Source organism: Pseudomonas sp. R37(2017), from assembly GCF_002113375.1.
GTDB lineage: Bacteria > Pseudomonadota > Gammaproteobacteria > Pseudomonadales > Pseudomonadaceae > Aquipseudomonas.
Genome location: NZ_NEHO01000001.1, coordinates 321,261 through 345,858, shown reverse-complemented (window position 1 = coordinate 345,858; position 24,598 = coordinate 321,261). Strand labels below are relative to the sequence as shown.

The 24,598-nt window shown below is 60.2% G+C and carries 19 protein-coding genes; 13 read left to right on the top strand and 6 right to left on the bottom strand.

Translation table 11 applies throughout. The features are described from left to right. Positions 1–91 precede the first annotated feature (91 nt). The 5 genes from CAG47_RS01590 to prpF all read left to right on the top strand — a co-directional run bounded on the left by CAG47_RS01590 (position 92) and on the right by prpF (position 6,998). Positions 92–811: a GntR family transcriptional regulator gene (locus tag CAG47_RS01590; protein WP_085723167.1), complete on the top strand. Its 720-nt coding sequence runs from the start codon at positions 92–94 to the stop codon at positions 809–811. Next, positions 808–1,698, top strand: coding sequence for a methylisocitrate lyase (gene prpB / locus CAG47_RS01585; RefSeq protein WP_008017616.1), 891 nt, complete (start codon positions 808–810; stop codon positions 1,696–1,698). Before CAG47_RS01590 ends, prpB begins: the two co-directional genes overlap by 4 nt. A 161-nt stretch (positions 1,699–1,859) precedes the next feature. Then, complete coding sequence (gene prpC / locus CAG47_RS01580) at positions 1,860–2,987, top strand: 2-methylcitrate synthase (RefSeq protein WP_085723166.1); 1,128 nt, start codon at positions 1,860–1,862, stop codon at positions 2,985–2,987. Between the two features lie 163 nt (positions 2,988–3,150). Beyond that, complete coding sequence (gene acnD, locus CAG47_RS01575; RefSeq protein ID WP_085723165.1) at positions 3,151–5,745, top strand: Fe/S-dependent 2-methylisocitrate dehydratase AcnD; 2,595 nt, start codon at positions 3,151–3,153, stop codon at positions 5,743–5,745. Positions 5,746–5,807: 62 nt separating this feature from the next. After that, the gene (gene prpF, locus CAG47_RS01570) at positions 5,808–6,998 is read left to right on the top strand and encodes a 2-methylaconitate cis-trans isomerase PrpF (protein WP_085723164.1); all 1,191 of its coding nucleotides are present in this window, start codon (positions 5,808–5,810) and stop codon (positions 6,996–6,998) included. 64 nt (positions 6,999–7,062) lie between these two features. On the opposite strand, the gene CAG47_RS01565 is transcribed toward prpF, so the two are convergent. Continuing rightward, positions 7,063–7,881 (bottom strand): pyruvate, water dikinase regulatory protein, encoded by an 819-nt coding sequence (locus CAG47_RS01565; protein WP_085723163.1) that lies wholly within the window; start codon positions 7,879–7,881, stop codon positions 7,063–7,065. 174 nt (positions 7,882–8,055) lie between these two features. Between CAG47_RS01565 and ppsA the strand changes: the two genes are divergently transcribed. From ppsA to CAG47_RS01520, 8 genes are all read left to right on the top strand, one after another. Further along, positions 8,056–10,425 carry a phosphoenolpyruvate synthase gene (gene ppsA, locus CAG47_RS01560; RefSeq protein WP_085723162.1) on the top strand — a complete coding sequence of 790 codons (2,370 nt, stop codon included), beginning with the start codon at positions 8,056–8,058 and terminating at the stop codon, positions 10,423–10,425. Between the two features lie 266 nt (positions 10,426–10,691). Further along, a complete protein-coding gene (locus CAG47_RS01550; RefSeq protein ID WP_085723160.1) occupies positions 10,692–11,681 on the top strand; it encodes an alpha/beta fold hydrolase in 990 nt (329 codons plus the stop codon). A gap of 140 nt (positions 11,682–11,821) precedes the next feature. After that, positions 11,822–12,310, top strand: coding sequence for a ribonuclease E activity regulator RraA (rraA, locus tag CAG47_RS01545; RefSeq protein ID WP_173900792.1), 489 nt, complete (start codon positions 11,822–11,824; stop codon positions 12,308–12,310). Positions 12,311–12,336: 26 nt separating this feature from the next. Next, positions 12,337–13,332 (top strand): zinc transporter ZntB, encoded by a 996-nt coding sequence (locus tag CAG47_RS01540; RefSeq protein ID WP_085723159.1) that lies wholly within the window; start codon positions 12,337–12,339, stop codon positions 13,330–13,332. A gap of 62 nt (positions 13,333–13,394) precedes the next feature. After that, positions 13,395–13,643 (top strand): hypothetical protein, encoded by a 249-nt coding sequence (locus tag CAG47_RS01535; RefSeq protein WP_008048593.1) that lies wholly within the window; start codon positions 13,395–13,397, stop codon positions 13,641–13,643. Positions 13,644–13,645: 2 nt separating this feature from the next. Beyond that, a complete protein-coding gene (locus CAG47_RS01530) occupies positions 13,646–14,470 on the top strand; it encodes a mechanosensitive ion channel domain-containing protein (protein WP_007916401.1) in 825 nt (274 codons plus the stop codon). Positions 14,471–14,560: 90 nt separating this feature from the next. Then, entirely contained in the window at positions 14,561–15,151 is a 591-nt protein-coding gene (sigX, locus tag CAG47_RS01525; RefSeq protein ID WP_015096065.1) for an RNA polymerase sigma factor SigX, read from the top strand. 107 nt (positions 15,152–15,258) lie between these two features. Further along, entirely contained in the window at positions 15,259–16,302 is a 1,044-nt protein-coding gene (locus CAG47_RS01520; RefSeq protein ID WP_085723158.1) for an OmpA family protein, read from the top strand. Between the two features lie 73 nt (positions 16,303–16,375). Here CAG47_RS01520 and cobA read toward each other — a convergent pair whose 3' ends face one another. The 5 genes from cobA to CAG47_RS01495 all read right to left on the bottom strand — a co-directional run bounded on the left by cobA (position 16,376) and on the right by CAG47_RS01495 (position 24,593). Next, entirely contained in the window at positions 16,376–17,140 is a 765-nt protein-coding gene (cobA, locus tag CAG47_RS01515; RefSeq protein ID WP_085723157.1) for a uroporphyrinogen-III C-methyltransferase, read from the bottom strand. A gap of 10 nt (positions 17,141–17,150) precedes the next feature. Next, positions 17,151–19,868, bottom strand: coding sequence for a nitrate reductase (locus tag CAG47_RS01510; protein WP_085723156.1), 2,718 nt, complete (start codon positions 19,866–19,868; stop codon positions 17,151–17,153). Further along, positions 19,868–20,185, bottom strand: coding sequence for a nitrite reductase small subunit NirD (gene nirD, locus CAG47_RS01505; protein WP_085723155.1), 318 nt, complete (start codon positions 20,183–20,185; stop codon positions 19,868–19,870). Before nirD ends, CAG47_RS01510 begins: the two co-directional genes overlap by 1 nt. Then, the gene (gene nirB, locus CAG47_RS01500; protein ID WP_085723154.1) at positions 20,182–22,635 is read right to left on the bottom strand and encodes a nitrite reductase large subunit NirB; all 2,454 of its coding nucleotides are present in this window, start codon (positions 22,633–22,635) and stop codon (positions 20,182–20,184) included. The genes nirD and nirB overlap by 4 nt, the downstream gene beginning before the upstream one ends. A 290-nt stretch (positions 22,636–22,925) precedes the next feature. Then, positions 22,926–24,593 (bottom strand): bifunctional protein-serine/threonine kinase/phosphatase, encoded by a 1,668-nt coding sequence (locus CAG47_RS01495; protein ID WP_085723153.1) that lies wholly within the window; start codon positions 24,591–24,593, stop codon positions 22,926–22,928. Positions 24,594–24,598: the final 5 nt, after the last annotated feature.

The window sequence follows — 24,598 nt, the reverse complement described above, 5'->3', positions numbered from 1 at the left end:
CAGAAGATTGTCGACAATATCTAATTATCCTTTGACTGATACGTCTGTATTCGTTAGTTTTTACGGCGCTGGCTTACAAGGTGTCGACAATATGCTGGATCAACTCGATCCCCCGGTTTCTACGCAAGACGATACGGAGACGCTTTCCGAGAACGTCTTCCGCCGCATTCAGGCGGCTATCGTCAAAGGCGAAATCGCCCCGGGCAGCAAAATCTCCGAACCGGAACTGGCGCGCACCTATGGCATCAGCCGAGGCCCGTTGCGCGAAGCCATCCACCGTCTGGAAGGTCAGCGCCTGCTGGTCCGCGTGCCGCACGTCGGCGCACGGGTGGTGTCGCTCAATCACGCCGAATTGATCGAGCTATATGAAATTCGCGAATCCCTGGAAGGGATGGCCTGTCGCCTGGCCGCCGAGCGCATGAGCCTCGAAGAAATCGACGAGCTGCGCCGGGTCCTGGAAACCCATGAGCGCGATGAGGCGTTCCAGGCCGGGAGAGGCTACTACCAGCAGGAAGGCGATTTCGACTTCCACTACCGAATCATCCAGGGCAGCGGCAACCGCACGCTGACCCAAATGCTCTGCGGCGAGCTGTATCAACTGGTGCGCATGTACCGCATCCAGTTTTCCACCACGCCCAATCGCCCGCACCAGGCGTTCGCCGAGCACCACCGAATTCTCGATGCCATCGCCGACCGTGACGGTGAACTGGCCGAGTTGTTGATGCGTCGTCACATCGGCGCCTCCAAACGCAACATCGCCCGTCTTTACCAGGACGGCGCTAACCCGACAGCCAAACGAGGTGAGTCATGAGTTTGAACAAGAGCACTCCAGGCCAGCGTTTCCGCGATGCGGTCGCCAGCGAGCATCCATTGCAAGTGGTCGGCGCGATCAACGCCAACCATGCGCTGCTGGCCAAACGCGCCGGTTTCAAGGCGATCTACCTGTCGGGTGGTGGGGTGGCTGCCGGCTCCCTGGGCGTGCCTGACCTGGGCATCACCGGTCTGGATGACGTGCTGACCGACGTGCGCCGTATCACCGACGTTTGCGACCTGCCATTGCTGGTGGACGTGGATACCGGTTTCGGTTCCTCGGCGTTCAACGTCGCTCGCACCGTCAAGTCGATGATCAAGTTCGGCGCGGCGGCGATTCACATCGAAGACCAGGTTGGCGCCAAGCGTTGCGGTCACCGCCCCAACAAGGAAATCGTGACCCAGCAGGAAATGGTCGACCGCATCAAGGCCGCAGTCGATGCGCGTACCGATGACAGCTTCGTGATCATGGCCCGTACCGATGCCCTGGCGGTGGAAGGCCTGGAGTCTGCCCTGGATCGCGCCGCCGCGTGCATCGAGGCCGGCGCCGACATGGTGTTCCCGGAAGCCATCACTGAACTCGAAATGTACAAACTGTTCGCCAACCGCGTGAAAGCGCCGATCCTGGCCAACATCACCGAATTCGGCGCAACCCCGCTGTACACCACCGAACAGTTGGCTGCAGCGGATGTATCGCTGGTGCTGTACCCGCTGTCGGCGTTCCGCGCGATGAACAAGGCTGCGGAAAACGTCTACACCGCGATCCGTCGCGATGGCACGCAGCAGAATGTCATCGACACCATGCAGACTCGCATGGAGCTTTACGATCGCATCGACTACCACACCTTCGAGCAGAAGCTCGATGCGTTGTTTGCTGCCAAGAAGTAATGAACCGGTCCTGTAGGAGCGAGCATGCTCGCGATGGACGTAAACGATAACGCAGGGCACCTGATACCCAGCGGTGTAGCGTCCACCATCGCGAGCATGCTCGCTCCTACAGAAGACCCGATAACGAATCTCTGACAAATTCAAGAATATTGGAGGCAGCAATGGCCGAAGCAAAAGTACTCAGTGGCGCCGGGCTCCGTGGCCAGGTAGCCGGGCAAACCGCCCTGTCCACCGTGGGCCAGGAAGGCGCAGGCCTGACCTATCGCGGCTACGACGTTCGTGAACTGGCGGCCGACGCACAGTTCGAAGAAGTCGCTTACCTGCTGCTGTACGGTGAGCTGCCGAGCAAGGCGCAACTGAGCGCCTACGTCGCCAAGCTGAGCAAGCTGCGTGACCTGCCGCAAGCGCTGAAAGAAGTGCTGGAACGCATCCCTGCCGACGCCCACCCGATGGACGTGATGCGCACTGGCTGCTCGTTCCTGGGCAACCTGGAGCCTGAGAACAACTTCTCCGAACAGCACGACAAGACCGATCGCCTGCTGGCCGCATTCCCGGCGATCATGACCTACTGGTATCGCTTCAGCCACGAAGGCAAGCGCATCGATTGCGTGAGCGACGAGCCGTCCATCGGTGGTCACTTCCTGCACCTGCTGCACGGCAAGAAGCCGAGCGAGCTGCACGTCAAGGTGATGAACGTTTCGCTGATCCTCTACGCGGAGCACGAGTTCAACGCCTCGACCTTCACCGCCCGTGTCTGTGCCTCGACCCTGTCCGATCTGTTCTCCTGCATCACTGCAGCCATTGGTTCGCTGCGCGGCCCACTGCACGGCGGCGCCAACGAAGCGGCGATGGAAATGATCGAGCGTTTCTCGTCGCCGGAAGACGCGATCAAGGGCACCCTCGGCATGCTCGAGCGCAAGGACAAGATCATGGGCTTCGGCCACGCGATCTACAAGGACAGCGATCCGCGCAACGAGGTGATCAAGGGCTGGTCGAAAAAGCTCGCCGACGAAGTGGGCGACAAGGTGTTGTTCCCGGTGTCCGAAGCCATCGACAAGACCATGTGGGAGCAGAAGAAGCTGTTCCCGAACGCCGACTTCTACCATGCCTCGGCGTACCACTTCATGGGCATTCCGACCAAGTTGTTCACACCGATCTTCGTCTGCTCGCGCCTGACCGGCTGGGCCGCCCACGTGTACGAACAACGTGCCAACAACCGCATCATCCGTCCAAGCGCCGAGTACACCGGCGTTGAACAGCGCAAGTTCGTGCCAATCGAACAACGCTGATCGAGGAGGGCTGTAGGAGCGAGCACGCTCGCGATGGACGTCAACGAATACGAGGGGAATCTGATACCCCGCGGTGTGGCGTCCACCATCGCGAGCATGCTCGCTCCTACAGGAGGTGAAAGCCGAGCCCGCCTTTTGTATTTACCGTGACCGAGTCCTGACGATGAACACACAATTCCGTAAATCGCTGCCTGGCAGCCACCTGGATTACTTCGATGTCCGCGCAGCGGTCGAGGCGATCCAGCCTGGCGCCTATGACACCCTGCCGTACACCTCTCGTGTGCTGGCGGAAAACCTTGTGCGTCGCTGCGACCCGGCCACGCTCACCGAATCCCTCAAGCAATTCATCGAACGCAAGCGCGACCTCGATTTCCCGTGGTTCCCGGCCCGCGTGGTGTGTCACGACATCCTTGGCCAGACCGCGCTGGTCGACCTCGCCGGCCTGCGTGACGCCATCGCCCAGCAAGGCGGCGACCCCGCGCAAGTCAACCCGGTGGTGCCGACGCAACTGATCGTAGACCACTCCCTGGCCGTCGAGCGTGGCGGCTTCGATCCACAGGCGTTCGAGAAGAACCGCGCCATCGAAGACCGTCGCAACGAAGACCGCTTCCACTTCATCAACTGGACCAAGAAGGCGTTCAAGAACGTCGACGTGATCCCGCCGGGCAACGGCATCATGCACCAGATCAACCTGGAGAAAATGTCTCCGGTGATCCAGGTGCGTGATGGCGTGGCTTTCCCCGACACTTGCGTCGGCACCGACAGCCACACCCCGCACGTCGATGCGCTGGGCGTGATCGCCATTGGTGTCGGTGGTCTCGAAGCCGAAAGCGTGATGCTCGGCCGCGCATCGTGGATGCGTCTGCCGGAAAGCGTTGGCGTCGAACTGACTGGCAAGCTGCAACCGGGCATCACCGCCACCGACATGGTGCTGGCACTGACCGAGTTCCTGCGCAAGCAAAAAGTGGTTGGCGCATGGCTGGAGTTCTTCGGCGAAGGCGCCTCCGCGCTGACCCTCGGCGACCGCGCAACCATTTCCAACATGGCCCCGGAATACGGCGCCACCGCGGCGATGTTCTACATCGACCAGCAGACCATCGACTACCTCAAGCTCACCGGCCGTGAAGACGAGCAGGTGCAGTTGGTCGAGAACTACGCCAAGCAGATCGGTTTGTGGGCTGACAGCCTCAAAGGCGCGCAATACGAGCGTGGCCTGACGTTTGACCTGTCCTCGGTCGTGCGCAACATGGCCGGCCCGAGCAACCCGCACGCCCGTGTTGCGGTTTCCGATCTGGCAGCCAAAGGCATCTCCGGCCAATGGGAAGATGTGCCAGGCCAGATGCCGGATGGCGCGGTAATCATTGCCGCCATCACCAGTTGCACCAACACCAGCAACCCGCGCAACGTAATCGCCGCCGGCCTGCTGGCGCGCAACGCCAACAAGCTCGGCCTGACCCGCAAGCCATGGGTCAAGTCGTCCCTGGCACCGGGCTCGAAAACCGTGGCGCTGTACCTCGATGAGGCGGGCCTGACCCAGGAGTTGGACCAGCTTGGCTTCGGTGTAGTCGCCTTCGCTTGCACCACCTGCAACGGCATGTCCGGCGCACTGGACCCGGTGATCCAGCAAGAGATCATCGACCGCGACCTGTACGCCACTGCCGTGCTGTCCGGCAACCGCAACTTCGACGGCCGGATTCACCCATACGCCAAGCAGGCGTTCCTTGCTTCGCCGCCACTGGTGGTCGCTTACGCCATCGCCGGCACCATCCGTTTCGACATCGAAAAAGATGTGCTGGGCGTGGTCGATGGCAAGGAAATCCGCCTGAAAGACATCTGGCCGAGCGACGAAGAAGTCGACGCCGTGGTCAAGGCTGCGGTGAAGCCGGAGCAGTTCCGTCAGGTCTACATTCCGATGTTCGCCATCCACGAAGACACCGGCCCGAAAGTCGCACCGCTGTACGAGTGGCGCGAGATGAGCACCTACATCCGCCGTCCGCCGTACTGGGAAGGTGCGTTGGCCGGGGCTCGTTCGCTCAAGGGCATGCGTCCGTTGGCGGTGCTGCCGGACAACATCACCACCGATCACCTGTCGCCCTCGAACGCGATCATGATGGACAGCGCCGCTGGCGAATACCTGGCGAAAATGGGCCTGCCGGAAGAGGACTTCAACTCTTACGCGACTCACCGTGGCGACCACCTGACCGCGCAGCGCGCAACGTTCGCCAACCCGAAACTGTTCAACGAAATGGTTCAGGAAAACGGCAAGGTCAAGCAGGGCTCACTGGCTCGCGTCGAGCCGGAAGGCAAGGTGATGCGCATGTGGGAAGCCATCGAGACCTACATGGATCGCAAGCAGTCGCTGATCATCATCGCCGGTGCCGACTACGGTCAGGGCTCGTCCCGCGACTGGGCAGCCAAAGGCGTGCGCCTGGCGGGTGTGGAGGCGATTGCCGCCGAAGGTTTCGAGCGCATTCACCGCACCAACCTGGTGGGCATGGGCGTGTTGCCGCTGGAGTTCAAGCCGGGCACCGATCGCCACACCCTGGCCATCGACGGTACCGAGGTCTATGACGTGATCGGCGATCGTACGCCGCGTGCCGAGCTGACACTGGTGATCCATCGCAAGAACGGCGAGCGCGTCGAGGTGCCGGTGACCTGCCGTCTCGACACCGCCGAAGAAGTGTCGATCTACGAGGCTGGCGGCGTGTTGCAACGCTTCGCCCAGGACTTCCTCGAAGAATCGGCGGTCGCCGTTTAACACAAGCAGTACAGACACGGGGCTTTCGAGTCCCGTGTCCGTTTTCAGGAGTAAGGAGCACCATGGCTCACGTACCTCAAATAAAGATTCCCGCGACCTACATGCGCGGCGGCACCAGCAAAGGCGTGTTCTTCAGCCTGAAGGACCTGCCGGAAGCGGCACAGGTTCCAGGTCCGGCCCGCGATGCCTTGTTGCTGCGCGTGATCGGCAGCCCCGATCCGTACGACAAGCAAATCGACGGCATGGGTGGCGCGACGTCCAGCACCAGCAAAACCGTGATCCTGTCGAAAAGCACCAGGGCCGATCACGACGTCGACTACCTGTTCGGTCAGGTCTCCATCGACAAGCCGTTCGTGGACTGGAGCGGCAACTGCGGCAACCTGACGGCGGCGGTCGGTTCGTTCGCCATCAGCAACGGTCTGGTGGATGCCAGCCGCATTCCGCAAAACGGCGTAGCCGTGGTCCGTGTATGGCAGGCCAACATCGGCAAGACCATCATTGCCCATGTGCCGATCACTGACGGCGAAGTGCAGGAAACCGGCGATTTCGAGCTCGATGGCGTGACCTTCCCGGCTGCTGAAGTGCAGGTCGAGTTCCTCGATCCGGCAGCGGAAGAAGAGGGCGGTGGCGGCTCGATGTTCCCGACCGGCAATCTGATCGATGACCTGGAAGTGCCAGGTGTCGGCACCTTCAAGGCGACCATGATCAACGCCGGTATCCCGACAATTTTTATCAATGCCGAAGACATCGGCTACAAGGGCACCGAGTTGCAAGGCGCGATCAACGGCGATCCGAAAGCGCTGCTGATGTTCGAAACCATCCGTGCTTACGGCGCCGTGCGCATGGGCCTGATTGCCAATGTCGACGAAGCGGCCAAGCGTCAGCACACGCCGAAAGTGGCGTTCGTGGCCAAGCCGGCGGACTACGTGTCGTCCAGCGGCAAAGCGGTGGCGGCCGGCGATGTCGACCTGCTGGTGCGTGCACTGTCCATGGGTAAATTGCACCACGCGATGATGGGTACCGCTGCGGTGGCCATCGGCACGGCGGCGGCAATTTCCGGCACTTTGGTGAACCTTGCGGCAGGCGGAATCGAACGCAATGCAGTGCGTTTCGGTCACCCGTCCGGCACCTTGCGCGTTGGCGCCGAGGCCAGTCAGGTCAACGGCGAATGGACGGTGAACAAAGCCATCATGAGCCGTAGTGCGCGGGTGTTGATGGAAGGGTTTGTGCGGGTGCCGGGGGATTCTTTCTAGGATCACCCAAATCCAGTGTGGGAGCGGGCTTGCTCGCGAAGGGGCCCGCTCAAACGCTGGATATCTACTTCAAGCGCCGCTCCACGCCTTTCTCCACGAGAATCTTCGCGGAAATTTCTTCCACGGAAAAATGCGTTGAGTTGATGTTCGGGATGTTTTCACGGCGGAACAGGTTCTCTACCTCGCGCACTTCGAACTCGCACTGGGCGTAGCTCGAATAGCGGCTGTTGGGCTTGCGCTCGTTGCGGATCGCGGTGAGGCGGTCCGGGTCGATGGTAAGGCCGAACAGCTTGTGCTGGTGGGCGCGCAGGGCGGACGGCAGTTGCAGGCGCTCCATGTCGTCTTCGGTCAGCGGGTAGTTGGCTGCGCGGATACCGAATTGCATCGCCATGTACAGGCACGTCGGCGTCTTACCACATCGCGACACGCCCACTAGTATCAGGTCGGCCTTGTCGTAATAGTGGGTGCGGGCGCCGTCGTCGTTGTCGAGGGCAAAGTTCACCGCCTCGATGCGCTCCATGTAATTGGAGTTGGTGCCGATGGAGTGGGATTTGCCCACGGTGTAGGAAGAATGCTCGGTCAGTTCCTGTTCAAGCGGTGCCAGGAACGTCGAGAAAATGTCGATCATGAAACCATTTGAGGTAGCGAGAATCTCACGAATGTCCTGATTGACGATGGTGTCGAAGATAATCGGACGGAAGCCGTCGGTTTCGGCGGCCTTGTTGATTTGTTGTACCATGGCCCGCGCTTTGTCCACGTTGTCGATGTACGGCCGCGTGACTTTGCTGAAGGTAATGTTTTCGAACTGCGCCAGAAGGCTTTGACCCAGGGTTTCGGCGGTGATGCCGGTACCATCGGAGATAAAGAAAGCAGATCGTTTCATTTGCACCTTGGGCCTTAAGCTAATGATGATTCTTGGATATGATAGGCGCGATTTGCTGGCCGCCGATGGCCCGCATTCTCACTTATTTTCCAGGTCCAGGCCATATAGCCGGCAAACGCTCCCTTTGGCAGCCGGTTTTTGAGCTTTTCCAACACAGTTAGTGGAGAGATCACCTTGGTAGAGTACGTAGTTTCCCTCGACAAGCTCGGCAAACACGATGTTGAGCACGTGGGGGGCAAGAACGCATCCCTGGGCGAGATGATCAGCAACCTTGCAGGTGCCGGTGTATCGGTGCCTGGTGGCTTCGCCACGACCGCTCAGGCTTATCGTGATTTCCTGGAACTGAGCGGCCTGAACCAGCAGATTCACGACGCCCTTGATGCCCTGGACGTCGACGACGTGAATGCCCTGGCCAAGACCGGTGCCCAGATCCGTCAATGGATCATGGAAGCCGAGTTCCCTGAACAACTGAACGCCGAAATCCGCGCCGCATTCGCCACCCTGTCCGCCGGCAATCCCGACGTGGCCGTGGCCGTGCGTTCTTCCGCCACCGCCGAAGACCTGCCAGACGCTTCTTTCGCCGGCCAGCAGGAAACCTTCCTGAACATCCGTGGTGTGGATAACGTCATCCGCGCCGCCAAAGAGGTGTTCGCTTCCCTTTTCAACGATCGCGCGATTTCCTACCGCGTGCATCAGGGCTTCGACCACAAGTTGGTTGCCCTGTCGGCCGGCGTACAGCGCATGGTCCGTTCCGAAACCGGCACCGCCGGCGTGATGTTCACCCTCGATACCGAATCGGGTTTCCGTGACGTGGTGTTCATCACCGGCGCCTACGGCCTGGGTGAAACCGTCGTGCAAGGTGCGGTGAACCCGGACGAATTCTATGTCCACAAAAACACCCTGAGTGCCGGTCGTCCGGCCATCCTGCGCCGCAACCTGGGCAGCAAGGCCATCAAGATGATCTACGGCGACGAGGCCAAGGCCGGTCGTTCGGTCAAGACCGTCGATGTGGACAAGGCCGATCGCGCGCGTTTCTGCCTGACCGACGCCGAAGTCAGCGAGCTGGCCAAGCAGGCGATGATCATCGAGAAACACTACCAGTGCCCGATGGACATCGAGTGGGCCAAGGACGGTGACGACGGCAAGCTGTACATCGTGCAGGCCCGTCCGGAAACGGTGAAGAGCCGCACCCAGGCCAACGTCATGGAACGTTACCTGCTGAAAGAAACCGGCACCGTGCTGGTGGAAGGCCGCGCCATCGGCCAGCGCATCGGCGCCGGCAAGGTCCGCATCATCAAGGACGTGTCCGAGATGGACAAGGTCCAGGTCGGCGACGTGCTGGTCTCCGACATGACCGACCCGGACTGGGAACCGGTCATGAAGCGCGCCAGCGCCATCGTCACCAACCGTGGCGGGCGTACCTGCCACGCGGCGATCATCGCCCGTGAGCTGGGCATTCCGGCCGTGGTCGGTTGCGGCAACGCCACCGAGCTGTTGAAAGAAGGCCAGGGCGTGACCGTTTCCTGCGCCGAAGGCGACACCGGCTACATCTTCGAAGGTGAACTGGGCTTCGACATCAAGAAGAACTCCGTGGACGCCATGCCGGAACTGCCGTTCAAGATCATGATGAACGTCGGCAACCCGGACCGCGCCTTCGACTTCGCACAGCTGCCGAACGCCGGTGTGGGCCTGGCCCGCCTGGAGTTCATCATTAACCGCATGATCGGCGTGCACCCTAAAGCGCTGCTGAACTACGACGGTCTGCCGCTGGACATCAAGGAAAGCGTCGACAAGCGTATCGCCGGTTACAACGATCCGGTCGGCTTCTATGTCGAAAAACTGGTCGAGGGCATCAGCACCCTGGCGGCGGCGTTCTATCCGAAGAAGGTCATCGTGCGTCTGTCGGACTTCAAGTCCAACGAATACGCCAACCTGATCGGCGGCAAGCTCTACGAGCCGGAAGAAGAGAACCCGATGCTGGGCTTCCGCGGTGCTTCGCGTTACATCAGCGAATCGTTCCGTGACTGCTTCGAACTCGAATGCCGCGCCCTCAAGCGCGTGCGCAACGAGATGGGCCTGACCAACGTGGAAATCATGGTGCCGTTCGTCCGTACCCTGGGCGAAGCGAGCCAGGTGGTGGATCTGCTGGCCAAGAATGGCTTGGCCCGCGGTGACAACGGCCTGCGCGTGATCATGATGTGCGAACTGCCGTCCAACGCCATCCTGGCGGAAGAGTTCCTCGAATACTTCGACGGCTTCTCCATCGGCTCCAACGACCTGACCCAGCTGACCCTGGGCCTGGACCGTGACTCCGGGATCATCGCGCACCTGTTCGACGAGCGTAACCCGGCGGTCAAGAAGCTGCTGGCCAACGCCATTGCCGCGTGCAACAAGGCCGGCAAGTACATCGGCATCTGCGGCCAGGGCCCTTCGGACCACCCGGACCTGGCCAAGTGGCTGATGGAACAGGGCATCGAAAGCGTTTCGTTGAACCCGGACTCCGTGCTGGAAACCTGGTTCTTCCTCGCTGAGGGTCAGGCTTAAGCTTGATTGCCATGTGAACGGGCCGTTCCCTGTGGGAGCGAGCCTGCGATACCGCGGGGCGCCAGGTGCTCCGCGGTGTACAAGATCCCTGTAGGAGCGAGCATGTCGAATCGTCGCACCGTCGCGATGGTCGTCAACGATAACGCGGGGCATCAGATGCCCCGTGGTGTTTGGGGTTCCATCGCGAGCATGCTCGCTCCTACAGTCATCAAGATCCAATCAGGGCGGGCTCCATTCGGATGCCGCCCTTTTTTGCGCAAGAGATTATGCAAAGCAGCAGCAACCTATTTCCTGTCGCCCTGATCTGCGCCGAACGTCGCGGTGATCTGAGCGAAGATGTGTATCGTTTGAAACCCGGCAACAGCCCCGACTTCACTGTCGAATTGGCTGTGACACGTCTCGGCATGGCCGATGAGCCGTCTTCCCGAGGCGTGCCGGTGATTCTGCTGCATGGCAGCTTTTCCAATCGGCGGTTCTGGTTTTCTCCCAAGGGCCAGGGGCTGGGCGCTTATCTGGCGCGCCTGGGATTCGACGTCTGGATTCCGGAAATGCGCGGTCATGGCTTGTCCCAGCGTAACCACGACTACCGCAAGAACCGTGTCGCCGACTATGCCCGCTACGACCTGCCGGCCATTGGCGCGTTCGTGCGCGAACAGAGCGGGCAGGTTCCGCACTGGATCGGTCATTCTCTGGGCGGCACCACACTGGCGGCGGCGCTGGGCGGCGAGTACATCGGTGAACCGGTGGTGGCCTCGGCGGCGTTTTTTGGCACCCAGGTCAGTCGAACCTACTGGCCATTGAAGATTCCGCCGGTGGAGTGGGGCGGTCGTTTCATTCTCAAGCGCTTCGCCCAGTTATCTGGTTCAAGGCTCAAGCGCGGACCGGAGGACGAGCCGATCGGCCTGGCCCTGGAAAGCATGCGCTGGTTCGGCCTGTTCGGACGCTTTGGCGACACCGATAAAAACTGGTGGGCCGGTCTGGCCGAGGTCAAGTTGCCGGTGCTCGCGGTGAGCGCGGCGGGTGATCATCAGGATCCTGCGTGGGCGTGCCGCAAACTGTTCGAACAGTTCGGTTCCGAGCACAAGCAGTTTATCAGCCTGGGTCGGGATGAAGGGTTCACCACCAATTTCGGTCACGTTGAAATGCTCGTCAGCAAACCTGCCCAGGCCGAAGTCTGGCCGCTGGTGGCCCGTTGGCTGGCGGATCAACAGGCACCACTGTTGGGCGATCAACGGGATTTGGCCGCGGCGGTTTGAGTCGGGTGCTCTAACAAGGGCATTTCGCTCTGATCAGCTTGCGGCTAAGATATGACGCATTGAGCTGTTCCGGTCACTTTGCGTGACCGAGTCATCACAGATGTTCGTGCTGTCTTCCTCTTTACAGGAGTTTCTCGATGATCCATTACCTCACGCCTGACCTGTGCGACGCCTATCCGGAACTGGTGCAGGTGCTGGAACCGATGTTCAGCAATTTCGGCGGCCGTGATTCCTTCGGTGGCGAAATCGTGACCATCAAGTGCTTCGAAGACAACTCGCTGGTCAAGGAACAAGTCGAACTCAAGGGCAATGGCAAGGTTCTGGTGGTTGATGGCGGTGGCTCCCTGCGTCGCGCGCTGCTGGGTGACATGCTCGCCGAAAAAGCATCCAGCAATGGCTGGGAAGGCCTGGTGATCTACGGTTGCATCCGTGACGTCGACGTCATCGCGCAAACCGACCTGGGGGTTCAGGCGCTGGCCAGCCACCCGATGAAAACCGACAAGCGCGGCATCGGCGATCTCAACGTTGCCGTGACCTTCGCGGGCGTGACCTTTCATCCGGGCCATTACATCTATGCGGACAACAACGGCGTGATCATTTCGCCAAGTCCGCTGAAAATGCCTGAATAAAGCGCTGGCCGACCAAAGGAGTGCGGATGTTCGAGGAAGAAAACGCGCAATGGGGGCTGGTGCATGCCCTGGTGCTTGACGGTAGAGGCGGTGCGCGTTCGATTGCCCGGACTGAACTTGACGACTTGCAACTGCAGGCCCATGAAAGCCTGTGGTTGCACTGGGATCGCAGTCATCCGCAAACCCAGACCTGGCTGCGCAAATCCAGCGGTCTGAGCGAATTCAGCTGTGACCTCTTGCTCGAAGAAAACACCCGTCCGCGACTTTTACAACTTTCAGACAGCGAACTGCTGCTGTTTCTGCGCGGGGTCAATCTGAACCCCGGTGCCGAACCGGAAGACATGGTGTCGGTGCGAATCTTCGGTTCCGCACAGCGTGTCATTTCCTTGCGTTTGCGTCCGTTGCGCGCCACTGAAGAGCTGCTGGTGCAACTGTCCGAAGGCAAGGGGCCGAAAACTGCCTCCGAACTCATCCTGTGCATGGCGCAGTACCTCACCAACAAGGTGCAGGATCTGGTCGGTTGTCTCTCGGAAGTGGTCGATGAGGAAGAAGAAAAGCTGGATGCCGACGAACGGTACACTCCCGAGCACGGATCGGTTTTGCAGATTCGTCGCCGGGCGGCGGCGTTGAAGCGCTTTCTTGCTCCGCAGCGGGATATTTTCGGGCAGTTGACGCGCATCAAGTTGCCCTGGTTCGTCGAGGACGATGGTGATTACTGGAACGAATTGAACAACAGCCTGACCCGTTATCTCGAAGAGCTGGAATTGACCCGGGAGCGGGTGGGGCTGGTCCTGGAAGCTGAAGACCGTCGCTTGAGCGTGCGCATGAATCGCACGATGTATCGCTTCGGCATCATCACCGGGATCTTTTTGCCGATGAGTTTTCTGACTGGGCTTTTGGGAATCAACGTCGGTGGAATTCCGTTCTCTGCCAGCCCTTATGGCTTTCTCATCGCCTGCCTGATGATGGTCTCGGTGGCGCTGGGGCAGTGGTGGTTGTTCCGACGTTTGCGCTGGGTCTGAGGGCAACCATGTGACCCGACCAAATCTGACCGCGTCTCCCACAGACATCACGAGAGGTGCGTATGCACGATCCGTTTGAACAGTCTTTACGCGACATGCTCAATGCCTCACCGTCCACCCGGGACGACGATGCGTGCCTGGGGCGTGTGCTGAAAACCGCCAACCGCCAGGTCGGCGCAGGTGATTTGTTCAGCCTGCTGGGGCGTTGGTTGCCCGCACTGATGATTGCCCTTAATAACGGATCGGCCCATGTCGCGCCGGTATCCCGTCTTCGTAAACCTGCTGCCCGCACTGCTGATAAGGCTGATTGAATATGGAACTTGATCTCTGGACTCAGAGCCTCGTCACTGCAATGACTGCGTTGTGGACCAAGGTTGCGAACTTCATTCCGAACCTGTTCGGCGCACTGGTTGTGTTGCTGTTGGGTTTTGTCGTGGCCAAACTGCTGGACACCTTGCTCTCCAAGTTACTCGCCAAATTGGGCCTTGACCGCTTGATGGGCGGCACCGGCCTGACCAAGCTGATGTCCCGTGCCGGACTGCAAGTTCCCATTTCGACCTTGATCGGCAAGATCGTCTATTGGTTCGTTCTGCTTATTTTCCTGGTTTCTGCAGCAGAGTCCCTTGGACTTGAGCGAGTTTCAGCTACGCTGGACATGCTTGCGCTGTATTTGCCGAAGGTGTTTGGCGCCGCGCTGGTGTTGCTGGTCGGTGTCTTGCTGGCGCAACTGGCCAACGGGCTGGTGCGCGGCGCGGCGGAAGGCGTAGGTCTGGACTATGCTTCAGGGCTTGGGCGAATTGCCCAGGGCCTGGTAATCATCATCAGTATTTCGGTGGCGATCAGTCAGTTGGAGGTCAAGACTGACCTGCTCAACCATGTGATCGTGATCGTGTTGATAACCGTTGGTCTGGCGGTAGCGCTGGCCATGGGGTTGGGAAGCCGGGAAATCGCCGGCCAGATTCTTGCGGGAATCTACGTGCGTGAGCTGTACCAGGTTGGGCAACAAGTGCGTGTTGGTGAGGTCGAAGGCCAGATCGAAGAGATCGGCACGGTTAAAACCACATTGCTGACCGATGAAGGTGAGCTAGTCTCTCTCTCCAATCGGATTCTCCTTGAGCAGCATGTGAGTAGCCGCTAACCCGGCAAACCCTGCTAATCTATGCCGCCGCAAAATGCCTGCTGACGCCGGCTGCGGCGGACATTGACCTGACTGTCGGCCCGACTTGTTTTGAATAAAGCCCAATCGCTATCCATGCGCTACGACCCCCGCGAGCTCTCTGATGAGGAGTTGGTCGCGCGCTCGCATACCGAGCTGTTTCACGTAACGCGCGCCTATGAAGAACTGATGCGGCGTTACCAGCGAACATTATTTAACGTGTGTGCACGGTATCTCGGGAACGATCGCGATGCAGACGATGTCTGTCAGGAGGTCATGTTGAAGGTGCTGTATGGCCTGAAGAACTTCGAGGGTAAGTCGAAGTTCAAGACATGGCTGTATAGCATCACGTACAACGAGTGCATCACACAGTATCGGAAGGAACGGCGAAAGCGTCGCTTGATGGACGCCTTGAGCCTTGACCCCCTCGAGGAAGCGTCCGAAGAAAAGACGCCGAAACCTGAGGAAAAGGGCGGGCTTGATCGCTGGCTGGTGTATGTGAACCCGATCGACCGGGAAATTCTGGTGCTACGTTTTGTCGCAGAGCTGGAGTTTCAGGAGATCGCAGACATCATGCACATGGGTTTGAGTGCAACAAAAATGCGGTACAAACGCGCTCTAGATAAATTGCGTGAGAAATTTGCAGGCATTGCTGAAACTTAGTTCAGCGCAAATATCTCTTACGTGCAGGCAAGTTCTGTTAGACTTGCCGCCGAGTTGTCCCCCGGTTTGCGGGACTGCTTCACAATCACCAGATGGGGATTTAACGGATGAAACTGAAAAACACCTTGGGCTTGGCCATTGGTACTCTTATTGCCGCTACTTCGTTCGGCGCACTGGCACAAGGCCAAGGCGCAGTTGAAGGCGAGCTCAACTACGGGAAGAAGTACAACGACAGCGTTAACAACGTTGAAGACGGCTACACTCCTGGCGCCTCCATCGGTTACTTCTTGACCGACGATGTATCGTTGAACTTGACCTACAACAATGACGACCACACCCGTTCGAACAACGGTACTGGCCATCAGAAAATCGAAGGCGACCAGTTCGGTCTGAACGCTCAGTACCACTTCAACAACGCTGGCGACGCTCTGCGTCCTTACGTTCAAGGTGGTGTCAAGCACGGCAGCATGACCAACGTAGCCGCTGACGGCCACACTGGTCGTGACCAGTCGACTTTCCTGACTGCTGGCGCTGGCCTGAAGTACTACTTCCTGGAAAACGTTTACGCTCGTGCTGGCGTAGAAGCTGACTACAAGCTGGACAACGGCCGTTGGGACTACATCCCGTCCGTAGGTCTGGGTGTTAACTTCGGTGGCGGCAACAAGCCTGCTGCTCCGGTTCCAGCTCCAGAAGTCTGCTCCGACAGCGACAACGACGGCGTTTGCGACAACGTTGACAAGTGCCCTGACACCCCGGCCAACGTAACTGTTGACGCTGATGGCTGCCCGGCTGTTGCTGAAGTCGTACGTGTTGAGCTGGACGTGAAGTTCGACTTCAACAAGGCGGATGTCAAGCCTAACAGCTACGCTGACATCAAAAACCTGGCTGACTTCATGAAGCAGTACCCATCCACCACCACTACTGTTGAAGGTCACACTGACAACGTCGGTCCTGACGCTTACAACCAGAAACTGTCCGAGCGTCGTGCAAACGCCGTTAAGCAAGTTCTGACCAACCAGTACGGTGTTGAATCGTCCCGCGTTCAGTCTGTTGGCTACGGCGAATCCCGCCCAGTTGCTGACAACAAAACTGAAGCTGGTCGCGCTGTTAACCGTCGCGTAGAAGCGCAGGTTGAAGCTCAAGCTAAGTAATTAGCTCACAGCTCTGAAAAGCCCGGCTCAGGCCGGGCTTTTCTTTGTCTGCGATTTGGTAAAACAGCCGATATCACGCTGACTGATCTGCCACCAGCACAGGCAATTCACTTTCCCACAGGGATTGAGTTGCACAGGCCGCCACTGCACCGATCACCAGTATGGCAGGGCTTTTCAGCTGGAATCTGAAGGCCGTTTCATCCATCGCGGTGAGCGTACTCAGACATTCCCGCTGCTGGGGCAAGGACGCGTTTTCAATCATGGCTACGGGTGTGTCTGCTGCCATGCCGCCAGCCAATAGTTGTTCACGGATTTCACTGAGCTTGGCCACGCCCATGTAAATCACCAGCGTCGTTCCGCCTTGGGCCAGCGCCTGCCAGTTCAGCTGGCTGTCGTCCTGGGTATGGGCGGTGACCAGCGTCACGCCGCGGGCCACACCGCGCAAGGTCAGCGGGATATCGCATTGTGTTGCCCCCGCCAATCCGGCAGTGATGCCGTTGACCAACTCGGCTTCGACCCCACGCTCACGCAACCACTGCGCCTCTTCGCCTCCACGGCCAAAAATGCACGGATCGCCACCCTTGAGCCGCGCCACACATTTACCCTGCCGGGCATAACGAAGCATCAGGCGGTGGATGAACGCTTGTGGGGTGGAACGGCAGCCACCGCGCTTGCCCACCGGTATGACACGCGCCCGGGGGCAATGCTCGAGCACCGCTACATTGACCAGGTCATCGATCAGCACCACATCGGCCTCGCGCAAGGCGCGTACCGCTTTCAGCGTGAGCAACTCCGGATCACCCGGGCCCGCACCGACCAGCCAGACTTTTGCACTCATAGTGTTTTCCTCACGAGAAGACGGTGACTGGCCGCGCCTTGGCGGTCAGCAGGCGTTTGATTTCCGGAACGCAGGACCCACATTGCGTGCCGCATCCCAGTTCTTGCTTGAGTCCCTGCAAGTCCAGGCCACGGCTGATGCCGGCGCAGATCGCGTTCTGGTCGACGTTCTTGCAATTGCACAGGATCTTGTTCGTGTTGACGGGCGCGTCGAGGTTACCCGGTGGTGCGCTCAGCGGCGCTAGCAGCCAGCGCCGCAGTTGCTGGTCGGCGCGGCCTTCGAGCCACAACCCCTGCAACCAGTGTTGGGCAAGGGTTTCACCGGCCAGTCGAATGGCCGTGATCCGGCCATTTTCGATCCGCACACGCTTGCCAATAGCCCGTCGAGGGTCGTCGTAAGCCAGCACCGGGCCGTCATTGAGCTCCAGGCATTTATCGATTTCGCTGAGCAACTGCGTCGAAGGCGCTGAAGTATTGGCTGCCCGTACAAGCAGGGCAGGGCGCTCACGGCCAACCAGGCTGAGGCTGACGTAGGAAAACGCCTCACAAAGCGGTCGTAGAGTCTCAAAATGCCGTTGAACATCGCCCTCGATGAGTGCGAACAGTTTCCAGGGCAAATCCACCGGATCCAGGCGAACGCCGCTGTGTTTGAGTTCGGGCTGTTTCGACAAAGGATCGAATGCGGACAATGTGAGGCTGTTCACCCCGCCCTTGAGAAAGCGGTCGCCCCAATGCATCGGCAAAAAGGCCTGGCCCGGGCGCACGCTGTCATCGCTGGCAACTGCGACGACGACTGCGCCGCGTCGGCTTTTCAGGCTGACCAGATCTCCTGGCTGCAGGCGATGGCGACGCAGTTCGTCCGGATGCAGGCTCACCTGCGCTTCGCTGACATGGCCGAACAGTTGTGCGGCGGTGCCGGTGCGGCTCATGCCGTGCCATTGATCGCGCAGACGTCCCGTGATCAGGGTCAGCGGGAAGCGTGCATCGCGTTGCTCTTTGGCGGCGCGATAGGGATCGGCGACGAACTGCGCGCGCCCATTGGCGGTGGCAAACACCCCGTCGACGTAAAGGCGTGCAGTGCCCTCTACGGCATCGGAAGGGAAGGGCCACTGCTGCGGACCGAGGCGATCGATCAATGCATGGCTGATACCGGACAGATCCAGGTCGCGACCCTGAGTCAGGTGTTTGTATTCGTCAAAGACCTGAGCGGGATGATCGAATTCAAACAGGCTGGTTTGGCCGGGACGCAGATGTTTTTCCAGGCGTTGTGCGAAATCCACGGTGATTGCCCAATCCGGCCGCGCCTCACCCGGTGCGACGATTGCCTGACGTACGTGGGAAATGCGCCGTTCGGAATTGGTCACGCAGCCTTCCTTTTCTCCCCAACTGGCGGCGGGCAGCAGAAGGTCGGCGAACTTCGCGGTTTCAGTGGTGTGAAAGGCTTCCTGCAGCACCACGAACCGGCAGGCCTGCAAAGCGGCGCGCACGGTTGTCTGGTCCGGCATGGATTGCGCGGGGTTGGTGCAGGCGATCCACAATGCCTTGATCTTGCCGCTGCGCACTTGCTCGAACAACTCGATTGCCGAGAGCCCGGGATTTTCCGGCAGTTGCTCGACGCCCCAGTAGGACGCTACTTCTGCACGGTGTTGCGCATTGGCGGCGTCGCGATGGCCGGGCAGCAGGTTGGACAGACTGCCGGTTTCCCGCCCGCCCATGGCATTTGGCTGACCGGTGAGGGAGAAAGGTCCGGAGCCGGGACGACCGATCTGTCCGGTGGCCAGGTGCAGATTGATCAGTGCACTGTTTTTCGCGCTGCCGGCGGTGGACTGGTTCAAGCCCATGCACCACAGCGACAGAAAGCTGGGTGAAGTGCCAACCCACTCGGCACATTGCCGCAATTGCTCGATGCTGATTCCGCAGAGTTGCGAAACCATTTGCGGCGTGTAGTCATGCACCAGGCCTTTCAGTTCGGCCAGGCCGTCGGTGTGGTCCCGGATGAAGTCACGATCAACCCAGCCTTCCCAAAGCAGCAGATGCAAAATCCCATGGAACAAGGCGACATCGGTGCCCGGCAAAATCGCCAGGTGCAGGTCAGCCAGATCGCAGGTGTCTGTACGACGCGGGTCAATGACGATGACTTTCATCTGTGGGCGACGGGATTTGGCTTCTTCCAGCCGCCGAAACAGTACCGGGTGGGCGTAGGCCATGTTGCTGCCGACGATCATCACGCAATCGCTCGATTCCAGGTCTTCGTAGCTGCAGGGCGGCGCGTCGGCACCCAGGCTGCGTTTGTAGCCCACCACCGCCGAGGACATGCACAGGCGAGAATTGCTGTCGATGTTATTGGTGCCCACCAGGGCACGCGCCAGCTTGTTGAAGGCGTAGTAGTCCTCGGTCAACAGTTGCCCGGAAATGTAGAACGCCACGCTGTCCGGGCCATGTTCGGCAATGGTCGCGGCAAACACGCTGGCAGCGTGATCGAGGGCGGTATCCCAGTCGGTGCGGGTGCGGGCCAGGTCTTTGCCGAGGCGCAGTTCGGGGTACAACGCCCGCGCCGTCACGTCGCCGGTCAGGTGCAGGGTCGAACCCTTGCTGCACAGTTTGCCGAAATTGGCCGGGTGGGTCGGATCGCCGCTGACGCCGAAGATGCGTGAACCGTCGTGCTCGATCAGCACTCCGCAACCGACCCCGCAGTAACAGCAGGTGGACGCAGTGATCTGGCGGTTCATCAGCCTGCATCCCGCAGGGCCAGCATCACCCGGCCGTTTTCCACCCGCGCGAGATGGTGATGGGCACAGCCGATGTCCGGGGCCAGGGCTTCGCCGCTTTGCAGGTCGATTTGCCAGTTGTGCAATGGGCAGGCCACCCGCTTGCCGTAGACCAGACCCTGGGACAACGGGCCGCCCTTGTGCGGGCAGCGGTCGTCGAGGGCGAACACTTCGTCGTCGCTGGTACGAAAAATCGCGATGTCTCCTTTAGGGCCGGCGATGATCCGCGAGCCCAGGGCGTTGATCTCTTCCAGTGCACAGATATCCAGCCAGTTCATGCCAGCACCTCCAGGTTTTTCACGGGGATGACGTCGAATTCTTTTTTCAGCTGGGGCTGTTCCAGGCGTTCCTTCCACGGGTCCTGTTCGAACGACAGGGAAAATTGCAGGCGGTCGTTGAGTGCCTTGCGACGCTGCGGGTCCTCGAGCACGGCTTTCTTGATGTGTTCCATGCCGACCCGCTGCAGGTAGTGCACGGTGCGTTCCAGATAAAAGGCTTCTTCGCGATAGAGCTGCAGGAATGCGCCGTTGTATTCGCGGACTTCTTCGGCGGTTTTCAGTTTGACGAAGAACTCCGCGACTTCGGTCTTGATCCCGCCGTTGCCACCGATGTACATCTCCCAGCCGGAGTCCACGCCGATGATTCCCACATCCTTGATGCCGGCTTCGGAGCAGTTGCGCGGGCAACCGGAGACAGCCAGTTTCACCTTGTGCGGTGACCACATGTTGAACAGGTCGTGTTCCAGTTCTATGCCCAACTGTGTGGAGTTCTGTGTGCCGAAGCGGCAGAACTCGCTGCCGACGCAGGTTTTCACCGTGCGGATGGATTTGCCGTAGGCGTGGCCGGACGGCATGTCCAGGTCTTTCCATACCCCCGGCAGGTCTTGTTTGCGGATGCCCAGCAAGTCGATGCGCTGGCCACCGGTGACCTTGACCATCGGCACGTTGTACTTGTCGGCAACGTCGGCAATGCGCCGCAGTTCCGACGGATTGGTCACGCCGCCCCACATCCGCGGGACTACCGAGTAGGTGCCGTCTTTCTGAATGTTGGCGTGAGCCCTTTCGTTGATCAGGCGCGATTGCGGATCATCCCGGGCTTCCCCTGGCCAGGTGGAAATCAGGTAGTAATTGAGCGCCGGCCGGCAGGTGGCGCAGCCGTTGGGGGTGCGCCAGTTCAGATAGCCCATGGTGCCGGCGATGGTCAGCAGGTGTTGCTCGCGGATGGCCTGGCGGATTTGCCCGTGATTGAGGTCGCTGCAACCGCAGATGGCTTTTTCGCTTTTCGGTTTGACGTCTGCCGCGCCGCCCACCGTGTTGATCAGGATCTGTTCGACGAGGCCGGAGCAGGAACCGCAGGAGCTGGCGGCCTTGGTGTGTTTCTTCACTTCATCGACACTGAACAGCCCGTGCTCCTGAATGGCCTTGACGATAGTGCCCTTGCACACGCCATTGCAGCCGCAGACTTCGGCCGTATCGGCCATGCTCATGGCCTTGTCCTGGCCTTGGTGTCCTACATCTCCGAGGGCGCCTTCGCCGAACATCAAGTGATCGCGGATCTCGCCGATGGCGTGATTCTCACGGATCTGCCGGAAATACCAGCCGCCATCTGCCGTATCGCCGTACAGACAGGCGCCGACCAGCACGTCGTCCTTGATCACCAGCTTCTTGTAGACCCCGCCAATCGGGTCGGAGAGGGTGATGGTCTCGGTGCCTTCGCCGCCCATGAAGTCGCCGGCGGAAAACAGGTCGATGCCGGTGACCTTCAGCTTGGTCGAAGTCACCGAGCCCTTGTAGGTGGCAAAACCCAGTTGGGCGAGATGGTTGGCGCAGACTTTGGCCTGTTCGAACAGCGGCGCTACCAAACCATAGGCGATGCCCCGGTGGCTGGCGCACTCGCCGATGGCATAGATCCGAGGGTCGTAGGTCTGCATGGTGTCGTTGACCAGAATCCCGCGGCTGCATGGAATGCCGGATTTTTCCGCCAGTTCGGTATTGGGGCGAATGCCGGCGGCCATCACTACCAGGTCGGCGGGGATGATGTCGCCGTTTTTGAATTGCACCGAACCGACCCGGCCGTTGCCCGCGTCGTGCAAGGCCTGGGTCTGCTCGCACAGACGAAAGTGCAGGCCGCGAGATTCCAGCGCGCTTTGCAGTAGCTGGCCGCTGGTCTTGTCCAATTGCCGTTCCAGCAACCACTCGCCGATATGCACCACGGTCACGTGCATGCCCCGCAGCATCAGGCCGTTGGCGGCCTCCAGACCGAGCAGGCCGCCACCGATCACTACGGCGTGCCGATGGGTTTTCGCGGTGTCGATCATGGCCTGGGTGTCGGCGATGTCGCGGTAGCCGATCACGCCATCAAGGGTGTTGCCGGGAATGGGCAGGATGAAAGGCGTCGAGCCGGTGGCGATGAGCAGGCGATCGTATTCGGCTTCGCTGCCGTCTTCGGCAATGACCCGGCGCTTGACCCGGTCGATCTCCACCACCTTGCGGTTGAGCAGCAGCTTGATGTTGTTTTCCTGGTACCAGTCCAGGTCGTTGAGCACGATCTCTTCGAAGGTCTGTTCGCCCGCCAGCACCGGCGACAACAGGATGCGGTTGTAGTTGGTGTGGGGTTCGGCACCGAAGACCGTAATGTCGTACAGCTCCGTGCTCAGTTTGAGCAGTTCTTCCAGGGTCCGGACCCCGGCCATGCCGTTGCCGATCATCACCAGTTTTAGTTTTTTCATCAGGTTCTCCTGGGAGCTCAGGTCTGCCTCATCAGGGTTCAGGCCATGCTCGACGAATTTTGCGCAAACAAAAAAAGGCGTCCCGCCAGTTGCCTGGCGAGGACACCTTTGTCCTGGTCCCGTTTTTCGGGAAGTGCGACCTTCGACGTTGAAGCCCGCGCTTTATGTCTGTTGCAAGAGGTAATGCAGCGGTTGTGCCAAGTCGCACAAACCCCCTTGTTTGTTGGTTTTTACCCTGTCAGCAAGGGCAGAGTCCTGAGGGAATGCACCGATTCAAAGCGCGTTGCCCGCTAATGGAGCGCAACCACCAGCAACACAAGGTTGAGCAGCAGCGATACCAGCGCCAGGGTCCGCCAGACTTTCAGCGGCTCGCGTTCCAGCAACGGCTTGGGGCGTACACTCAAACTGCGCCGTTCGCCCTGTTCGATCAGTAGCAGCCATTCTTCAGCCGTTTCGAAGCGTTGTTCGGGGGCTGCCGCCACCGCGCGCTCCAGGCTGTGGGCGATCCAGTCCGGCAGGTCGGGCCGGTAGCGGCTGGCGTTGACCGGTAGACCAAACCTGGGGCGCTGGAACGCTTCGATTTCGCCATAGGGATAGTGCCCGGTGAGGAGGAAATACAGGGTTACACCGACGGCGTACAAGTCCTGCCGTGGTGTCGGCATGTCGCCACGAAAGGCTTCGGGTGCGATGTAGCTGGGTGTACCCGGCAGTGCCCAGGGCAGGTCTTGCGAGAGGCCGGGGCAGTAGGCGAGGCCGAAGTCCAGCAGGCGCAACTCGCCATCGTCCCCCAGCAACAGGTTTTCCGGTTTGATGTCGCGATGCAGAATCTGCCGGCGATGCAACAGGCCGACCGCCCGCAGCAAGCGCTCGGCGATGTCTTGCCACTGGGGCAGCGGCAAGGGGCCGCCTTGTTCATGCTGTTGCGCCAGGGTAGTGCCCGGATATTCGCGCATCACGTAGTACAAATGCTGACGCTGACTGGCGGCATGGACTTCAGGGAAATGCCGACCGGCCACGCGTTTGAGAAACCATTCTTCCGACAGTAACGCTTGCCCGGCCTGGTGGTCGTCGTGCAGGCGCCCCGGCAGGGTTTTCAGCAACCAGGGTTGTTGCTGACTGTCGCGCACGCGATACAGCAGTGATTGCTGACTTTGCGCAACGATCCCTTCGACCTGCCAGCCTTCGAATGCCTGGCCGGGTTTCAGGGCGGGCGGTAGTGGCCATTGCTGCAAGTGAATCAGTGCATCGCCAATGCTCGCTTCACCCAGGGCGTCAACCCGTACCAGCAAGGCGCTGGCGTTGTCCTGACTGCCCGCCAGGTGCGCGGCATTGACCAGGGTTTGCGCGGCGCTGTGCAAGTCCGGTTGATCACGCAGGATCGCGGCAATGGCGGTATCGCCCAGGACCGCCCAAACGCCGTCGCTGAGCAGGACGAAGCATTCATCGGGGCGCAACTCTCCATCGAGAAAATCCAGCACCAGATGTTGATCGAGGCCCAGTGCCCGTTTCAGGACATGCTGCATGCCCGGTTGGTCCCAGACGTGATCTTCGCTGATTCGCTGCAGTCGATCGGCGTGCCAGCGATACACCCGACAATCGCCGACGTGGGCCAGGGTAAAGCGCCGGCCGCGCAGGACCAGCGCACTGAGGGTGGTCAGCAGCGGTTGTCCGCCGCCATTGGCCTGCAGCCAGCGGTTCTGCGCCAGCAGCAGACGATCGAGTGCCTGTGCCACGCCCCAGGTTTCCGGCGTGGCGTAGTAATCCAGCGCCAGGGCCTGCAACGTCGAGCGGGCAGCCAGGCCGCCATCGGCGCACTGGCTGACCCCGTCGGCGATGGCGAACAGGTAGCCTTTGCTCGCCGCCAGCGCCGGGCCTGGCGTGACCAGGCGCAGGGCATCCTGGTTTTCCTCGCGCGGACCGATGGCGCTGGCTTCGGCGAAACTCAGTTGCAGGCTCATCGAGG

Excerpts from the sequence above, each read along its gene's own strand:
- CAG47_RS01590 (WP_085723167.1), top strand. The coding sequence starts at position 92 with ATGCTGGATCAACTCGATCCCCCGGTTTCTACGCAAGACGATACGGAG.
- prpB (WP_008017616.1), top strand. The coding sequence starts at position 808 with ATGAGTTTGAACAAGAGCACTCCAGGCCAGCGTTTCCGCGATGCGGTC.
- prpC (WP_085723166.1), top strand. The coding sequence starts at position 1,860 with ATGGCCGAAGCAAAAGTACTCAGTGGCGCCGGGCTCCGTGGCCAGGTA.
- acnD (WP_085723165.1), top strand. The coding sequence starts at position 3,151 with ATGAACACACAATTCCGTAAATCGCTGCCTGGCAGCCACCTGGATTAC.
- prpF (WP_085723164.1), top strand. The coding sequence starts at position 5,808 with ATGGCTCACGTACCTCAAATAAAGATTCCCGCGACCTACATGCGCGGC.
- CAG47_RS01565 (WP_085723163.1), bottom strand. The coding sequence starts at position 7,881 with ATGAAACGATCTGCTTTCTTTATCTCCGATGGTACCGGCATCACCGCC.
- CAG47_RS01550 (WP_085723160.1), top strand. The coding sequence starts at position 10,692 with ATGCAAAGCAGCAGCAACCTATTTCCTGTCGCCCTGATCTGCGCCGAA.
- CAG47_RS01540 (WP_085723159.1), top strand. The coding sequence starts at position 12,337 with ATGTTCGAGGAAGAAAACGCGCAATGGGGGCTGGTGCATGCCCTGGTG.
- CAG47_RS01535 (WP_008048593.1), top strand. The coding sequence starts at position 13,395 with ATGCACGATCCGTTTGAACAGTCTTTACGCGACATGCTCAATGCCTCA.
- CAG47_RS01530 (WP_007916401.1), top strand. The coding sequence starts at position 13,646 with ATGGAACTTGATCTCTGGACTCAGAGCCTCGTCACTGCAATGACTGCG.
- CAG47_RS01520 (WP_085723158.1), top strand. The coding sequence starts at position 15,259 with ATGAAACTGAAAAACACCTTGGGCTTGGCCATTGGTACTCTTATTGCC.
- cobA (WP_085723157.1), bottom strand. The coding sequence starts at position 17,140 with ATGAGTGCAAAAGTCTGGCTGGTCGGTGCGGGCCCGGGTGATCCGGAG.
- CAG47_RS01510 (WP_085723156.1), bottom strand. The coding sequence starts at position 19,868 with ATGAACCGCCAGATCACTGCGTCCACCTGCTGTTACTGCGGGGTCGGT.
- nirD (WP_085723155.1), bottom strand. The coding sequence starts at position 20,185 with ATGAACTGGCTGGATATCTGTGCACTGGAAGAGATCAACGCCCTGGGC.
- nirB (WP_085723154.1), bottom strand. The coding sequence starts at position 22,635 with ATGAAAAAACTAAAACTGGTGATGATCGGCAACGGCATGGCCGGGGTC.
- CAG47_RS01495 (WP_085723153.1), bottom strand. The coding sequence starts at position 24,593 with ATGAGCCTGCAACTGAGTTTCGCCGAAGCCAGCGCCATCGGTCCGCGC.